The 15,077-nt window shown below is 65.6% G+C and carries 15 protein-coding genes; 7 read left to right on the forward strand and 8 right to left on the reverse strand.

The window, feature by feature from the left end:
• The first annotated feature begins 2 nt into the window (after positions 1-2).
• Positions 3-1,454 carry an NAD-dependent succinate-semialdehyde dehydrogenase gene (locus R2770_02015; GenBank protein MEZ5279221.1) on the forward strand — a complete coding sequence of 484 codons (1,452 nt, stop codon included), beginning with the start codon at positions 3-5 and terminating at the stop codon, positions 1,452-1,454.
• Positions 1,455-1,575: 121 nt separating this feature from the next.
• Entirely contained in the window at positions 1,576-2,862 is a 1,287-nt protein-coding gene (locus R2770_02020) for a hypothetical protein (protein MEZ5279222.1), read from the forward strand.
• A 41-nt stretch (positions 2,863-2,903) separates the two neighbouring features.
• Here R2770_02020 and R2770_02025 read toward each other — a convergent pair whose 3' ends face one another.
• Complete coding sequence (locus R2770_02025) at positions 2,904-3,638, reverse strand: enoyl-CoA hydratase/isomerase family protein (GenBank protein MEZ5279223.1); 735 nt, start codon at positions 3,636-3,638, stop codon at positions 2,904-2,906.
• Positions 3,639-3,671: 33 nt separating this feature from the next.
• On the opposite strand from R2770_02025, the gene R2770_02030 reads away from it, so the two are divergent.
• Positions 3,672-4,970, forward strand: a complete 1,299-nt coding sequence (locus R2770_02030; protein ID MEZ5279224.1) for an aspartate aminotransferase family protein — start codon at positions 3,672-3,674, stop codon at positions 4,968-4,970.
• Between the two features lie 14 nt (positions 4,971-4,984).
• Here R2770_02030 and hypB read toward each other — a convergent pair whose 3' ends face one another.
• Both hypB and R2770_02040 read right to left on the reverse strand, forming a co-directional pair.
• The gene (gene hypB, locus R2770_02035; GenBank protein MEZ5279225.1) at positions 4,985-5,752 is read right to left on the reverse strand and encodes a hydrogenase nickel incorporation protein HypB; all 768 of its coding nucleotides are present in this window, start codon (positions 5,750-5,752) and stop codon (positions 4,985-4,987) included.
• Positions 5,753-5,754: 2 nt separating this feature from the next.
• Positions 5,755-6,090: a hydrogenase maturation nickel metallochaperone HypA gene (locus R2770_02040; GenBank protein ID MEZ5279226.1), complete on the reverse strand. Its 336-nt coding sequence runs from the start codon at positions 6,088-6,090 to the stop codon at positions 5,755-5,757.
• Between the two features lie 25 nt (positions 6,091-6,115).
• Here R2770_02040 and hypF point away from each other — a divergent pair, with 25 nt between their 5' ends.
• Genes hypF through hypD form a run of 3 tightly spaced genes read left to right on the forward strand, consistent with a single transcriptional unit; the run spans position 6,116 to position 9,821 of the window.
• Positions 6,116-8,431 carry a carbamoyltransferase HypF gene (hypF, locus tag R2770_02045; GenBank protein ID MEZ5279227.1) on the forward strand — a complete coding sequence of 772 codons (2,316 nt, stop codon included), beginning with the start codon at positions 6,116-6,118 and terminating at the stop codon, positions 8,429-8,431.
• The gene (locus R2770_02050; protein MEZ5279228.1) at positions 8,422-8,712 is read left to right on the forward strand and encodes a HypC/HybG/HupF family hydrogenase formation chaperone; all 291 of its coding nucleotides are present in this window, start codon (positions 8,422-8,424) and stop codon (positions 8,710-8,712) included. Before hypF ends, R2770_02050 begins: the two co-directional genes overlap by 10 nt.
• The gene (gene hypD, locus R2770_02055) at positions 8,709-9,821 is read left to right on the forward strand and encodes a hydrogenase formation protein HypD (GenBank protein ID MEZ5279229.1); all 1,113 of its coding nucleotides are present in this window, start codon (positions 8,709-8,711) and stop codon (positions 9,819-9,821) included. The genes R2770_02050 and hypD overlap by 4 nt, the downstream gene beginning before the upstream one ends.
• Before the next feature lie 495 nt (positions 9,822-10,316).
• Here the strand turns inward: hypD and R2770_02060 are convergent, their stop codons facing one another.
• Complete coding sequence (locus R2770_02060; protein MEZ5279230.1) at positions 10,317-10,505, reverse strand: hypothetical protein; 189 nt, start codon at positions 10,503-10,505, stop codon at positions 10,317-10,319.
• Between the two features lie 80 nt (positions 10,506-10,585).
• On the opposite strand from R2770_02060, the gene R2770_02065 reads away from it, so the two are divergent.
• Positions 10,586-10,906: an AIR synthase-related protein gene (locus R2770_02065; protein ID MEZ5279231.1), complete on the forward strand. Its 321-nt coding sequence runs from the start codon at positions 10,586-10,588 to the stop codon at positions 10,904-10,906.
• Positions 10,907-10,928: 22 nt separating this feature from the next.
• Here the strand turns inward: R2770_02065 and R2770_02070 are convergent, their stop codons facing one another.
• From R2770_02070 to R2770_02085, 4 genes are read right to left on the reverse strand one after another with little or no spacing between them, the layout of a single operon-like run.
• Positions 10,929-11,477 (reverse strand): YceI family protein, encoded by a 549-nt coding sequence (locus tag R2770_02070; protein ID MEZ5279232.1) that lies wholly within the window; start codon positions 11,475-11,477, stop codon positions 10,929-10,931.
• Between the two features lie 34 nt (positions 11,478-11,511).
• A complete protein-coding gene (locus tag R2770_02075; GenBank protein MEZ5279233.1) occupies positions 11,512-13,482 on the reverse strand; it encodes a hypothetical protein in 1,971 nt (656 codons plus the stop codon).
• 4 nt (positions 13,483-13,486) lie between these two features.
• A complete protein-coding gene (locus R2770_02080) occupies positions 13,487-14,320 on the reverse strand; it encodes a CbbQ/NirQ/NorQ/GpvN family protein (protein ID MEZ5279234.1) in 834 nt (277 codons plus the stop codon).
• A gap of 49 nt (positions 14,321-14,369) precedes the next feature.
• Positions 14,370-15,032: a hemolysin III family protein gene (locus R2770_02085; GenBank protein ID MEZ5279235.1), complete on the reverse strand. Its 663-nt coding sequence runs from the start codon at positions 15,030-15,032 to the stop codon at positions 14,370-14,372.
• Positions 15,033-15,077 lie beyond the last annotated feature (45 nt).

Consider the following 15,077-nt stretch of genomic DNA (forward strand, 5'->3'; position numbering starts at 1 on the left):
TCATGGCAGCACTAGATCTGGTTCGATCCGAAGCGTTCATCGATGGCCAATGGTCGGCCGCCGACGATGGCAGCCGCTTCGACGTCGTCAACCCCGCCGATGGCTCGGTCATTACGAGCGTCGCGGACTTGGGGCGCGCCGAGACGGCCAGGGCCATCGAAGCCGCGGCGATCGCTCAAAAGGCATGGGCCAAGCGCACCGCCAAAGACCGGGGTGCGGTGATGCGACGGTGGTACGAGCTGTTGCTCGACAACTCCGAGGCGTTGGCTCAGTTGATGACCGCCGAGATGGGCAAGCCGATAGGTGAATCTCGTGGCGAGGTGACCTACGGCGCCAGCTTCGTCGACTGGTTCGCCGAGGAGGGCAAGCGGGCGAGGGGTGAGGTGCTGCCGACGTTTGCCCCCGACAAGCGCTTGTTGGTTCTGAAGCAGCCCGTGGGTGTGATCGCTGCTATCACCCCGTGGAACTTTCCACTGGCGATGATCACGCGCAAGGTCGCACCTGCGCTGGCTGCGGGTTGTGCCGCGGTGGTGAAACCTGCCGAAGCGACGCCGCTCACCGCTCTGGCCGCAGCCCAGTTGGCTGCCGAGGCCGGTTTGCCTGCGGGGCTGTTGAACATCGTCACCACCAGCAATCCGGGTCCGGTGGGTGAGGAACTCACCACCAACCCGATCGTCAGGAAGGTGTCGTTCACGGGCTCTACGGCCGTTGGCAAGAAGCTGATGGCTCAGGCGTCGTCGACGATGAAGAAGGTGTCGTTCGAGCTTGGCGGGAATGCCCCATTCATCGTCTTCGACGACGCCGATCTGGATGCTGCGGTGGAGGGTGTCATCGCATCGAAGTACCGCAATGCGGGCCAGACCTGTGTGTGCGCCAACCGCATTCTCGTGCAGGACTCGGTACACGACGAGTTCGCAGCCAAGCTCGTGGCGGCGGCGTCCAAGCTCGAGGTGGGTGTTGGCGACGATCCGGGTACCGATATCGGACCACTCATCGACGATGCAGCGCTGGAGAAGGTCGAGACCCTGGTGGCGGATGCGGTGGAGTTGGGTGCCAGGGTGCTGAGCGGTGGGCGGCGCCATCGGTTGGGGCGGACGTTCTACGAGGTCAGCGTCATCGCCGACGTCACGTGTGGCATGCGCATGGCCAACGAGGAGATCTTTGGCCCGGTGGCGCCGCTGATCCGTTTTGGTGACGAGGCAGAGGCGATCTCGATCGCCAACGACACTCCGTATGGTCTGGCTGCCTATTTCTACGCCGGCGACCAGGGGCGCATTTGGCGGGTGGGTGAGGCTCTCGAGTACGGAATGGTGGGTGTGAATACGGGGCTGATCTCGACCGAGGTGGCGCCGTTCGGCGGTGTCAAGGAGTCAGGGATCGGGCGCGAGGGTTCCCATGACGGGCTCGACGAATACCTCGAGACCAAGTACATGGCCGTTGGCGGTATCGCCTAGGGCACGCGTTGGTGGCGCCCGCCCGTCTTCGCGTCCGGCTCGTAGCGACAACTGGGGTTTCTGTTCTGTTGTCTGGTTGATGCTGGGTCGAGTGTCCCACCCCCTGTTTAGGGTTTGTGGCGTGACAGAGGTGCGGGTGGTGCTGAGCGGCGCCGACGAACTAGAGGTGATGGATGTGGCCGGGCTCGAGGCCGAGCTTGGTGGTGTTCGTCGTGTGCGTGCCCGCCTGGATGGCCACGAGGCCCGTTTGCTGCACGCGTTGACCAAGGCCCGTCAGAGGGCCGCGAACCGCAAAGGCAAGGAGCCTGACACTGAAGCTGGTTCGGGGTCCGAGTCGCAGGGTGCACCCGATCCTGGGCCGCCTGCTCCTTCGCGTAAGGCCCAGCGTGAGGCCGAGGCCAGGTCTCAGCGTCTAGCGACCAATCCCGATGTTGCCGAGGCGTTGGAAGCCGGGGAGATCAATTCGGAGCAGGCCGACTACCTGACCAACACCGACCTACCAGACGACACCAAAGCCCGCCTGCTCGCCGACGCGAAAGGCCAATCCGCGGACGAAACGAGGGCGGCGGTTCGTGAGGCCGAACGCGAACAAACCCGCGAAAACCCCGAAGAGCGGCTGGCGCGGCAGCGTCGACGCAGGCGTGGGTCGTGTGGGATCGATGGTGAAGACATGATCTGGTTCACCGCCACATTGGACCCAGTCACTGGTGCGGCGTTGAAAGCCGAGTACGACCGACGCGAACGTGCTGCGTTTCATCACGACATGCGCACCATCCGCGACCCACGCCAACGCAGATCACACCAACAACGGGGTGCTGACGTGATCGCCAGCATGCTCACAGACGGCCTCCTCCCGGCAGCCGACCAAGCCGACCCGACCGAGGGCTTCAGGCAACGGGCCGCTGGTTGCGTGAACCTGATAGTCGACATCGACCAACTCGACAGGTCGGACGGGCTGGCCTACACCGTCGACGGAACCCAGATACCGGCATCGATCGCACGATCGATGCTGTGCCGGGCTCAGATCAATGCTTGGTTTCAGCAGGCGGACCGTCGGCTGTTGGATCTGGCATATGACGTCGAATACGCCACACCAACACAAAAACTCGCCCTAGCCATCCGCGACGGCACATGCAGATGGAAACACTGCAACACCGAAGCCACACGCTGCGAAGCCCACCACCTACATCACCGCGAACACGGCGGAACCACCAACCTCGACAACCTGGCGCTGTTGTGCCCTCATCATCACGACCGGTTGCACCAAAACGGCAACCGGCTGGTCATGGGTCACACACCGGACCAGTGGCGACTCGAGGACAGCCACGGCACCGTCATCAGCGAGTGGACCAAACCACCACCACGACAACGAAGATCGGCCGGCAAACCGCCAAACCCGGTCGCTTAGGTGATCTCACGCGGTCCGACGCGGCGCGGGTCTGGGGTCTATCAGCTTCGTACTTGTTGGGCGGTCAGCAGGGCGGAGCTGGGGGTGTGGGCGAACCAGACCTCGGGATCTACCTGCCGCTGGTGGGTGATGTCTCGTTTGATGTTGCGTGCCGATGCGGCGGGGTATGCGGCCAGTCGTTTGGCGTGGGCTTCGGCGGTGGCCACGACCTGGGTGTCTGGGACCAGGTCGTGTACCACGCCCAGCCGGTGCATCTCGGCGGCGGGCACGCGATCGCCCATCAGGGCGACCCGGGCCAAGACGGTCTCGGAGACCTTCAGCTTCAGCCAGGCAGCGTTCATCGGAATGCGCGCGCCCTGGTTGATCTCGCCGATCTGCATGAAGGCCGATTCGCCTGCGACGAGGATGTCGGCGGCCAGCGCATAGGCGGTGCTGCCGTTGATCGAATAGCGCTCGAGGGCCACCACGATTGGGCACTTGCAGTTGAACAGCGCCAGGTGGGCGCGCCGGACGGTGGTGTGCATGGCCACTGCAGCGTCAGGGCTGGTGTTGGCCTGCAGGTCGGTCAGGTCGATGCCGGACGAGAAGGCTCCCTCGGCGCCGCGCAGCACTATCGCGGCGATCGATTCGTCGGCGCTGAGTTGGTCTATCGCTGTGGCCAGCTGGTCTAGTAACGGGCGGGTCAAAGCGTTTCGGCGCTGCGGCCGGTTGAGCACCACGGTGGCCCAGCCGTCGTTGCGTTCGACCAGAATTTCGGCGCTGCTTTGATCGTCCATCCCCCCGATCTATCACGAATTAGCATCGTGACGATGACCACCAACGAAGAACTGCTCGAGCGCTATCGCTCGGTGCTCCCGTCGTTCCTGAAGCCCTTGTACGCGGAGCCGATCTCGATAGACCGAGGTCAGGGCAGCCACGTCTGGGATCTCCAGGGAAACCGCTACCTGGACTTCTTCGGTGGTGTGTTGACCACGATGATCGGTCACAACCACCCTGCGGTCACCGCGGCGGTGCAGGCCCAGGCCGCCAAGGTCATGCACACTTCGACCCTCTATCTGAGCGAGCCCATGATCGAGCTGGCAGAGGAGATAGCGGCGTTGTCGGGGATACCCGACGCCCGCGTGTTCTTCACCACTTCGGGTTCGGAAGCCAACGACACGGCCATCTTGTTGGCCACCTCGTACCGCAACAGCAACCAGGTGCTGGCGATGCGAAACAGCTATCACGGGCGCTCGTTCACCGCCCAGGCGATCACGTCGCATTCTTCGTGGACATCGACCAGCCTGTCGGGCCTCGATGTCACCTTCGTGCAGGGCGGGTACCGACTTCGCAGCCCGTTCCGGTCGTTGGACGATGCCGACTACACCGACGCGTGCGTGGCCGACCTGACCCAGCTGGTCGACATGGTTTCTGCGGGCAGCATCGCATGTCTGATCGCCGAACCGATCCAGGGCGTGGGTGGGTTCGCCACTCCTCCCGACGGCTTCTTCGGCGGAATGCACAAGGTGTTGCGCGAGCACGGCATCTTGTTCATCAGCGACGAGGTGCAGACGGGTTGGGGGCGCACGGGTGAGCACTTCTGGGGCTATCAGGCCCACGACGTGGTGCCGGATATGCTGACCTTCGCCAAGGGTGTGGGCAACGGCATCACCTTGGCCGGCATAGTGGCGAGGGCCGAGATCATGGACACCATCGAGGTCACGTCGTTCTCGACCTTTGGCGGAAACCCGCTGTCGGCCGCGGCGGGCCTGGCCACATTGCGCGCCGTCAAGGCCGAGGACATGCAGGGCAACGCCTTGCGAATGGGGCAGCGCCTGACCGAGACCCTGGCTCCCGTGGCCGAGCGAACCGACTGGATCGCCGAACTTCGGGGCAAGGGCCTGATGCAGGCCCTCGAGATGGTGCAGCCGGGCTCGATCGAACCCGACGCATCCAAGGCCAACGCGGTTCTAGAGGCGTGCAAGCGGCGCGGGCTGTTGATCGGCAAAGGCGGCCTGTACGGCAATGTGATTCGGATCACGCCGATGCTGAACGTGTCGCAGGCAGATCTCGACGAGGGGCTGGCCGCGCTGGTGGCCTCGATCGAAGAGGTCGACGCCGGCGCCTGACGCCGGTTCTGGGGTCAGCCGTTGTGGTTGCCCAGCCAGGCCACGACCTCGTCGACGCCTTCACCGGTTCGAGCCGAGGTCTTCAGGATCGTCACGCCAGGGTTGACAGCCTCGACGTTGGACAGGAACAGGTCGATGTCGAAGTCGAGGTGGGGGAGAAGGTCGACCTTGTTCACCACGATGGCATCCGCCGAGCGGAACATCACCGGGTACTTCAGCGGCTTGTCCTCGCCTTCGGTGACCGAGAACACCATCAGGCGGCGGTTCTCGCCGACGTCGAACTCGGCCGGACACACCAGGTTGCCGACGTTCTCGATGACCACGACATCGAGCTCGTTCAGCGGTAGTCGGCCCAGGGCCGATCGCACCATGGTGGCGTCGAGGTGGCACTCGCCACCAAAACCATTGGACGTGTTCAGCAGCGAGACGGCCACGCCGGTTTCGGCCAGCCGATCGGCGTCGATGGCGGTCTCGATGTCGCCCTCGACAACTCCGTATCGGACCGTGTCGGCCGAGCGGACGAACACTTCGTGGAGCAGGGTCGTCTTGCCCGCACCCGGCGACGACATGACGTTCACCACGTGAACGCCCGCATGGGCAAAGTCGTGACGGTTGGCCTCGGCGGTGTGATCGTTCTCGCTGAGGATCTTCTCGAGCACCTCGACGCGAAGGCCGCCGGTCTCGTAACCCGAGTGATCGCCTACGTCGTGGTGGTGATCGTGGTCGCCGTCGTGGTCGTGCGAGTGCACCGTGCCGTCGGCGTGGCGGTGGAATCGGCCCATTTCTAGTCTCCTCTGAGCTGTAGTGATCTGACCAGCAGTTCGTCTCCGCTGAGCAATTTGGTGTCGGTCGAGCCGCACCCGCAGCGAAACACGGGAGCCTCGAGCGTGGTGACGACGCCACATTGGTGGCACTCGATCTGGGCGGCGATGTGGTTGATGACCAGCTCGGAGCCTTCGAGGGGGCCTTCGCCCACGATGATCTCCCACGAGTACATCAGGGTCTCTGGGATTACCTGGCGCAGGTGGCCGATATCGAGGTGGATCTGCGCGACGGGTCGGCCCGCGGCGTGTTCTTCGACTATCGCGGCCAGAGCGCTGCATATCGACAGCTCGTGCATCGATTCCGACAATACGATGACCACCGTGTCGCTCGAGCGCATGCGCGTCGTGGCCACCGGTGTTGTCCAGGGCGTGGGCTTTCGACCCCACGTCTATGGCGTCGCGACCCGGCTAGGCCTGACCGGGCACGTCTCGAACAACCCTTCGGGCGTTGAGATCGAGATCGAGGGTTCGCCGGGTGCGCTCGCCGAATTCGTCCGGCAACTGAACGCCCAGCTTCCGCCTCTGGCACGGGTCGACTCGATCGACGTCCAACCGATCGCGACGAAGGGCGACGACCATTTCGCCATCGGCGAGTCCGAGACCGGGCAGGCTGGGCTGACCCTGGTGCCGCCCGACGTCGCGACCTGCGACGACTGTCTCGCCGAGATGGCCGACCCGTCCGACCGTCGCTATCGCTATCCGTTCATCAACTGCACGAACTGTGGCCCCCGGTTCACGATCATTCGAGACCTCCCTTACGACCGGGCCAGCACCACCATGGCCTCGTTTGGGCTTTGCGACAGGTGCCACGCCGAGTATGTCGACCCGTCCGACCGGCGCTATCACGCCCAACCGGTGGCCTGCCCCCAGTGTGGCCCGCAGCTGCAGTTCCGACAGGGCGACATGACCGTTGCCGGTACCGACGCGGTCGTGGGCGCCGTTCAAGCCAGCTTCGCCCAGGGCCAGATCGTGGCGATCAAGGGCATCGGCGGCTATCACCTGGCCTGTGATGCCACCAATGCGGCCGCGGTCGACGAGCTGCGGCGCCGCAAGGGTCGCAACGACAAGCCATTCGCGCTGATGGTGGTCGACATATCGACTGCCTCGCAGCTGGTCGACCTCGACGACGCCGAGCGCCAGGTACTGACCAGCTCGGCCCGTCCGATAGTGCTGGCGTCCAGGGCGGCGTCCCCTGGGATACACCTGGCGCAAGGCGTGGCACCGGGCAACCCCCTGCTGGGCGTGATGGTTGCCTACAGCCCGCTGCACCGGTTGTTGTTCGAGCCGTGTCCCGGCGCGCAGGGGGCGCCGCCCCAGGTCTTGGTGATGACCTCGGGCAACCTCTCGAACGAGCCGATCGCCTACGACGATGCCGACGCATTGCAACGGTTGGTGGGTCTGGCCGACGCGTTCTGCCTGCACGATCGCCCCATCGAGTTGCCATGCGACGACTCGGTGGTGAGGGTCGTCGATGGTGAAGTGCAGCCGGTGCGAAGGTCTCGCGGCTACGCTCCGGTTCCGGTCAGCTTGCCGTTTCCTGTGGCTCCGGTCGTGGCCGCCGGGGCCGAGCTGAAGAACACCGCTTGCGTGGCCAAGGGCCGTCACGCGTGGGTCAGTCAACATGTGGGCGACATGGAGAACCTCGAGACGCTGGCTGCGTTCGGCAGCAGCGTCGATGCGTTCACGCGCATGTATCAGGTCCGGCCCCAGGTGCTGGCTGCCGACATGCACCCCGGTTACCTCACCAGGCGCTGGGCGTATCAACAGGCTGATCTGCCGGTGGTCGACGTCCAACACCATCACGCCCACGTGGCGGCGCTGATGGCCGAGCATGGGCTCGAGGGAACGGCGCCGATATTGGGAGTCGCCTTTGACGGCACCGGATATGGCCTGGCCGCCGACGGATCGGTGCAGGCTTGGGGCGGCGAGGTTCTGCTGGCCGACTACGACGGCTTCGAGCGCGTGGCCCATCTGCTGGCGCTGCCGTTGCCGGGCGGCGACGAAGGCGTACGCAACCCCTGTCGCACGGCGGTGGCCTACGCAGCTGCGGTGGGGCTCGACCTCGACCACAACAGTCCGGCGGTAGTGGCATGCGACCCGACCGAACTGAAGGTCGTGCGCCGTCAGGTCGAGCGAAACATCGGGTGCGTGCCCACCACCAGCATGGGTCGGCTGTTCGACGTCGTTAGTTCGCTGATCGGTGTCAGGCACCGGGTCGGCTACGAAGCCCAGGCCGCAATCGAACTCGAGTTCCTGGCGGGGCGCGGACGCGAGCAGGCCCTGACCCTCGCGTTCTCGTTGCATGGCGATGTCATCGACCCAGCACCAGTGCTGGCCGATGTGGCCGATGCCGTTGCCGCTGGCGTGGCGCCCGCCGACATCGCCCTCGCCTTTCATCACGCTGTCGCCGACATGGTGGCTGCCGTGGCCGAACGGTTCGATCATCCCACCCCGGTCGGGCTCACGGGCGGGGTCTTCCAGAACACCTTGCTGACCCGTCTGGTCACTCGCAGACTGGTCGGGCGCACGGTTTTGACGCACCGACTTGTACCACCCAACGACGGAGGCTTGGCTTTGGGTCAAGCGGTCGTCGCCGGACGCCAGCTCAACGAAAGGAACCGGCCGTCATGTGTCTAGGAGTTCCCGGAAAGATCACCGAGATCCGCGAAGAACGCGGCACGCGTATGGCCACCGTCGACTTCGGGGGTGTCACGAAGGACATCTGCCTGGCCTTCTCGCCAGAGGCCGGCGTTGGCGAGTACGCCATAGTTCACGCCGGGTTCGCCATAACCATCCTCGACGAGGAGTCTGCGCTGGAGACTCTGGCGATGATGCGCGAGGTGGGCCTGCTCGACGACGAGCTGGGCATCTCCGATTCGATGATGGCGCGCGTCGACACCAGCGAGAGCCCGTCGTGAAGTACCTCGACGACTTTGCCGATCCAGACTTGGCCCGCGGGCTGTTCGCCGAGATCGAGCGGTCGCTCACCAGCCGATGGGCGATCATGGAGGTTTGTGGGGGTCAGACCCACTCGATCATCCGCAACGGCATCGACCAGCTGCTGCCCGACGGTATCGAGCTGATCCACGGCCCGGGATGCCCGGTTTGTGTGACCCCGCTCGAAACCATCGACAGGGCGCTGGCGATTGCGTCGATGCCAGACGTGGTCTTCTGCTCGTTCGGCGACATGTTGCGCGTGCCCGGAAGCGACCGCGACCTGTTCTCGGTGCGGGCCAGGGGTGGTGACGTGAGGGTCGTCTATTCGCCGCTCGATGCCGTGCGTATCGCGGAGGACGAACCGCACAAGCAGGTGGTGTTCTTCGGAGTTGGCTTCGAAACGACGGCGCCCGCCAACGCCATGGCGGTGTTCCAGGCTCACCAGCTGGGCTTGCGCAACTTCTCGATGCTGGTCAGCCATGTCCTGGTGCCACCCGCCATCGAGGCCCTGATGACCTCGGGAACCTCCAGGGTCGACGGGTTCCTGGCCGCCGGACACGTGTGCACCGTCATGGGTACGGGGCAATACGAACCCCTTGCGCGCCGATTCGGTGTGCCGATCGTCGTCACCGGCTTCGAGCCGCTCGATGTGCTCGAGGGCATCAGGCGCACCGTCTTGCAGCTCGAGCGGGGTGTTGGCGAGGTCGAGAACGCCTACCCCAGGGCGGTCAAACCCGAAGGCAATCCGCCGGCGCGGGCACTGCTCGACCGGGTGTTCCAGGTGTGCGACCGCCAGTGGAGAGGCATCGGCATGATCCCGCAGTCGGGCTGGAAGCTCGCAGCGGAGTTCACCGACTTCGACGCCGAGCTGCGCTTCGACGTCGGCAACCTGCACGTCGCCGAGCCCGACCAGTGCCGGGCCGGAGAGGTGCTGCAGGGCCTGATCAAGCCCGACCAGTGTGAGGCCTTCGGAACAACCTGCACTCCGCGCAACCCGATGGGCGCCACGATGGTGTCTAGCGAAGGGGCGTGTGCCGCCTACTTCCAGTACCGCCGATTCGAGACACCAGTGGCAATCGGCGATGCCTGATCGGCCCCCCGCACACCTGGCAACGGCAGCCGATATCGAGGGGTGGTCGTGCCCGATGCCGCTGCGCGAACAAGAGCGCATCGTCCTCGGACACGGTGGCGGCGGCAAGCTGTCGGCCGAGCTGATCGAGCACCTCTTCCTGCCCGCTTTCGGACCAGCCGCAGCTTCGGCCACGCCGACAGACGCAGCCGTCCTGGGGCTTGACTTGGGGCCCGGTGAGCGACTTGCCTTCACCACCGACAGCTATGTGGTGCAGCCGCTGTTCTTCCCCGGCGGCAACATCGGCGAGCTCGCCGTCAACGGCACCGTCAACGATCTGGCGATGGCCGGCGCCCGCCCGGTCGCCCTGTCGACGGGCTTCATCCTCGAGGAGGGGCTCGAACTAGACACGCTGGGAAACATCGCTGTTGCCATGGGTCGGGCCGCCCAGCGGGCCGGAGTGTCGCTGTCGACCGGCGACACCAAGGTGGTCGACAAGGGTCATGGCGATGGGGTCTACATCAACACCTCGGGTGTTGGTGTGGTGCCCGCCGGTGTCGACATCTCGCCCCGGCACATCACGCCTGGCGATTCGATCGTGGTGTCTGGCCCCATCGGTGCCCACGGCGTTGCGGTGCTGAGTGTGCGCGAGGGGCTCGAATTCGGCACCGAGATCAGGTCGGACACAGCCCCGCTGAACCACATGGTCGCCGATATGTTGAACGAATGTCCCGACGTTCACGCCATGCGCGACTGCACCAGGGGAGGCCTCGCTGCCAGCTTGTGTGAGCTGGCCGAAACCGCCGACGTGGGAATCGAGTTCGACGAGCGCGGTTCCGGTTCCCGAAGCCGTGCGCGCTGCCTGCGGCTTTCTGGGACTCGATCCGCTGCACGTCGCCAACGAGGGCACCATGGTGTTGTTCGTGCCCTCCGACCGCGCCGAGCTGGTGGTCGAGGTGATGCGCAGGCACCCGGCGGGCGCCGGGGCCGTTCGCATCGGTTCTGTTGTGGACGCTCATCGCGGCTTGGTTGCAGCCCGCACCGCGCTGGGGGCCACCCGGGTGGTCGACAGGCACCTGGGCGAACAACTTCCCCGCATCTGCTGAAGCGAGTAAACCCGCGTGCGGTTCAGTCGGTCTGCAACACCAGCTGGGCGTCGATTTCGATGTCTATCTGGTTCGACAGCATCACCCCGCCCGACGACAAGGGCACCTGGAAGTCGATGCCGAACTCGGTGCGATCGATCGATCCGCTGGCCTTGAAACCGGCGTGTGTGGCACCACTGAAGGGGTTCTCTGCGACACCGTTGAACTCGGCCGCCAGGGTGAGGGGCTTCTCGACGCCGCGCACGGTGAGGGATCCGACGGCCTCGTAGCCCGAGCCGGTGTCGACGATCTGGTCGGCTTTGAACACCATCTGCGGGTGGGTGTCGGCGTCGAACAGGTCTGAGCCCGCCTTGACGTGGGCGTCGCGGTTGGGGTCACCGGTGTCGAGCGACGCCATCTCGATGGTGGCATTCAAACTGGTGTCGGCGAGCGATTCGCCGACCACCAACGAGGCCTCGAACTCGCTGAACCGGCCGCGGATGCGGCTGATGGCCAGGTGTCTGACCGAGAACCCCACGGTGGTGTGGGCGTGGTCGGCGATCAAGGTACCCGAAGACAGCGGAAGGGTCATTTGCAGGCTCGTTTCTGTCGGTGTGACGCGGCTCTCAAGATAGCGCCGTGCGCGATCGGACCGTCGGGCCCGCGACGGTCATGTAGAGCTTGGCCAGCTCGTCGGGAAGTGACTCGACATCACCTATCACCATGTAGCGGCGGGCCGGAAACATCACCCTCAGATAGTCGTGGCCGGCGGGGTCGATCGTCACGCAGAACGTGTCGACTCCCATGGCCGAGGCCTCCTCGACGGCCTTGGCGGTGTCGTGCAGGCCATAGGTCTTGTCGCCGCGGGTTGGGCCGTAGTCGATGTCTTGCGGATAGCCGTCGGAGATCACGAACAGCAGCCTCGTGCGGGCCTGAACGGCGGCCAGCTTGGCGGCCGCGTGCCTGACGGCGGGGCCCATACGCGTGTACCGGATGGGCTCGAGCCCGGCGAGCGCGGCCCACGTGTGTACCGAGGCCCGTTCGTCGAACTCCTTGCCGACACGAAACTCGACGTCGAGCCGACCGTTGCCCGAGAAGCCGTAGACCGCGTGCTGGTCGCCCAGCTGGTCGAGGGCGTCACACATGAGGGCCACCGCGTCCTTGGCCACATCGATGACCCTGCGCACTGGGTCGGTATCGGGCGTGTCGGCCACGAAGTACGGATTGAGAACGAAATCGTCGTCGTCCTCGTCGGATGCGACGTAGGGCTCGGGTTCGACCGTGGGCGCGCTGGTAGAGGCGCTGAGGTCGATCAGGAAGGCGGTGGCGACCTCTCGCGCAACGCGGTCGCGTCTGATGTTCACCCGGTCGTCGACGGCCACACCGGTGCGTCGGTCGACGATGGCCTCGATCGCTGCGTCCAGGTCGAGCTCGTCTCCGTCGTCGCGTTTGTATACCCGCAGCCGATCCTCGGGCCGCAACAGCCCGAACTGGCGGCGGATGCGTCGCCCCAGGTCGGCGTGGCGTCTGCGCACCTGGCCGGCGAAGTCGTGATCGTCGCCTTCGACGCGGCGTTCGACGACGCGGCACCACGAAGGTTTGTATGCGCGGGCCAGATGATCCCACTCGTCGTACAGATAGGTGCGGTCGTGGTCGCCGATGTCGGCCGGTTTGGCGACGAACGCCGCAGACGACGGTGTGGGGTTTGTCGCCGCTTGAAGCTGTTCGATCTCGGCGCTGATCGATATCGGCGCCGACTGAACCAGGCCCTGGAGGTCGTCGCTTTGCGAGTCGGCCTCTACGTCGAGGGGTGGGGTCGATAGGTTGCTCCCCTCGAACTCGAGTTCTTCGCCCTCGCCGGGCGACTCGGCGTCGGGGTCGTCGCCCATCGACACCAGCGGCTCACCGTCGTAGAAGCGCTGTGGGGGTTCACCCAACAGTTCGCTGACGATCGTTGCTGCGATATGCGCGGAGTCGTCGAGGGTTGCTCGGGCGTCTGCCAGGGGCCCTATCTGGTCGTGCAGCCATCGGGCGGTGCCAATGTCGACCGCATCGCACGCCGTCACCACCTCATCGATGGTTCCATCCAGGCACAGGATCTGCACCGCGGCGGCTATTCCGTGGGGGCCGGCGACAGCGGATAACGCTTGCAGCAGCGCCGAACGCCCCAGCGACAGGGCGCGGCTGGTTTCGTCGGTGGCCCCGGGGTAGCGCCGTCGCGTTTCCCACACAACGCGCAGGTGCTCCAGCATCGTCGCCAGCGCGGCCGCTGCTGCGGGGTTCGGCGATTCGATGACCAGCCGGTGGTGCTGCACGGCCAGCGGGTCGGGCGCCGTGGGCACGGGCCCGAAAGTGCCGAACTCGACCATCGCCAGCTGATGCAGCACCTGGGCCCGAAACATCAGGCGCTGTTGGTGGTCGCCATCGGCCAGGGCGGCCTCGGGAGGCAACTCGACCACCGCCGGGTCGGGAAGGCTCAGATCCCAGGGCCAGCCGGTGTGCTGTTCGTCCCGGGCCTCTATCCGAACGGTGTGACCGGCCAGACCCTCGGCAAACAGACCCAGAGATCTGTGGACGTCTGACAGCCTGAGTGTCATCGCCTCAGGGGAAGACGACGTCGACGATGTCGGCCACCGCCTGCTGAACATCGGCGTCGTCGCTGACAGCTGACACCAGCGCGGCCTGACAGGCCCGCCTGGGGTCTACCCCGCCCGCGATGAGTTGGGCTGCATACACCAGCAGCCTGGTGCTGACCCCCTCCTCGAAGCCGTGCTCGCGCAGGTTGCGGGTCTTGGCCCCGATGTGTGCCAGGCGTTCGCTGATCTGCGGGTCGACACCCGTCTCTCCGGCGACGATCTGGGCCTCGGTGTCGGCCGGGGGATAGTCGAATTCGAGGCTCACGAACCGTTGACGCGTCGAGGGCTTGAGGTCTTTGACGATGCTCTGATAGCCGGGGTTGTAGGAGATCACCAGAAGGAAGTCGGGGTGGGCTTCCAGACGTTCGGCGGTCTTGTCGATGGGCAGGATGCGGCGGTGATCGGTGAGCGAGTGAATCACCACCGTGGTGTCTTTGCGCGCCTCGACGACCTCGTCGAGATAACAGATGCCGCCGGCCCGCACGGCTCTGGTGAGTGGTCCGTCCATCCACACTGTCTGGTCGCCCGACAGCAGGTAGCGGCCGACCAGGTCGGTTGCCGTCAGGTCCTCGTGGCACGCCACCGTGGTGAGGTCGATGGGCGCCGCGCCTGGCCGCTGGGACAGGCGCCACGCCATGTGCTCGACGAACCTCGTCTTGCCACAACCGGTGGGACCCTTCAGCAGCACCGGCAAGCGGGCGTCGAAGGCGGCCTCGAAAATCTCGACCTCGTCGGCCAACGGAACGTAGTACGGCTCGACCGGCGGGGGTGTGTTGGCGGGGGGCGTTGGTGACTCCATCTTCGGCGGCCGATGCTAGTGCCCCGGCCGTCGCGTCAGGCCAGTCGGGTCAGGCTCGGGCCAGCGGAATGGCGAAGAACGTCACGGCAACGTAGTGCTGGGCCACCGCTGCGATCACCAGCAGGTGGAAGATCTCGTGGAAGCCGAAAACCCGGGGCCAGGGGTCGGGCCGGCGCATCGCGAAGATCACCGCACCCAGCGTGTGGGCAACTCCGCCAGACAGCAGCAGGACAAAGCCGGCGACGCCCATGGCGTCCCAGATGTCGGCCAGCACCAACAAGGCGACCCAGCCGACGGCGGCGTACTGCAGCGCCTGAAGCCGGGGCGAGATGTCGGGCCAGAACCACTGCCATATCGCGCCCACTGCCGCACCTGCCCATGTGAGTACCAGGACCAGGTTGCGCGACCGTGCGGGCAGGGCCACCACGGCTATGGGGGTATAGGTGGCAGCGATCATCACGAAGATCATCGTGTGGTCGAGGCGTCGCATGAAGTCGCGCAGGCGCGGACTCCAACCGAAGCGGTGGTACAGCGCGCTGACCCCGAACAGGCCGATTACTGCGCTGGTGTAGATGGCCGCCGCGGAGCGTGCACCCGAGGCGGTGACGATGACGATGGGGCACAGGGCTATGGCTGCGACGGCGGCCAGAGCGTGCGACCACCCTCGGAGAATCGGCTTCTCGTGATGGGCCGGCAGCGTGGTACGAGACACCTGAAGGACCGTATCGCACCGCACTGGGTTTCCCCGGTCACGCGT

It is taken from the genome of Acidimicrobiales bacterium (genome assembly GCA_041394185.1).
In the GTDB taxonomy this organism is placed as follows: domain Bacteria; phylum Actinomycetota; class Acidimicrobiia; order Acidimicrobiales; family Poriferisodalaceae; genus JAAETH01.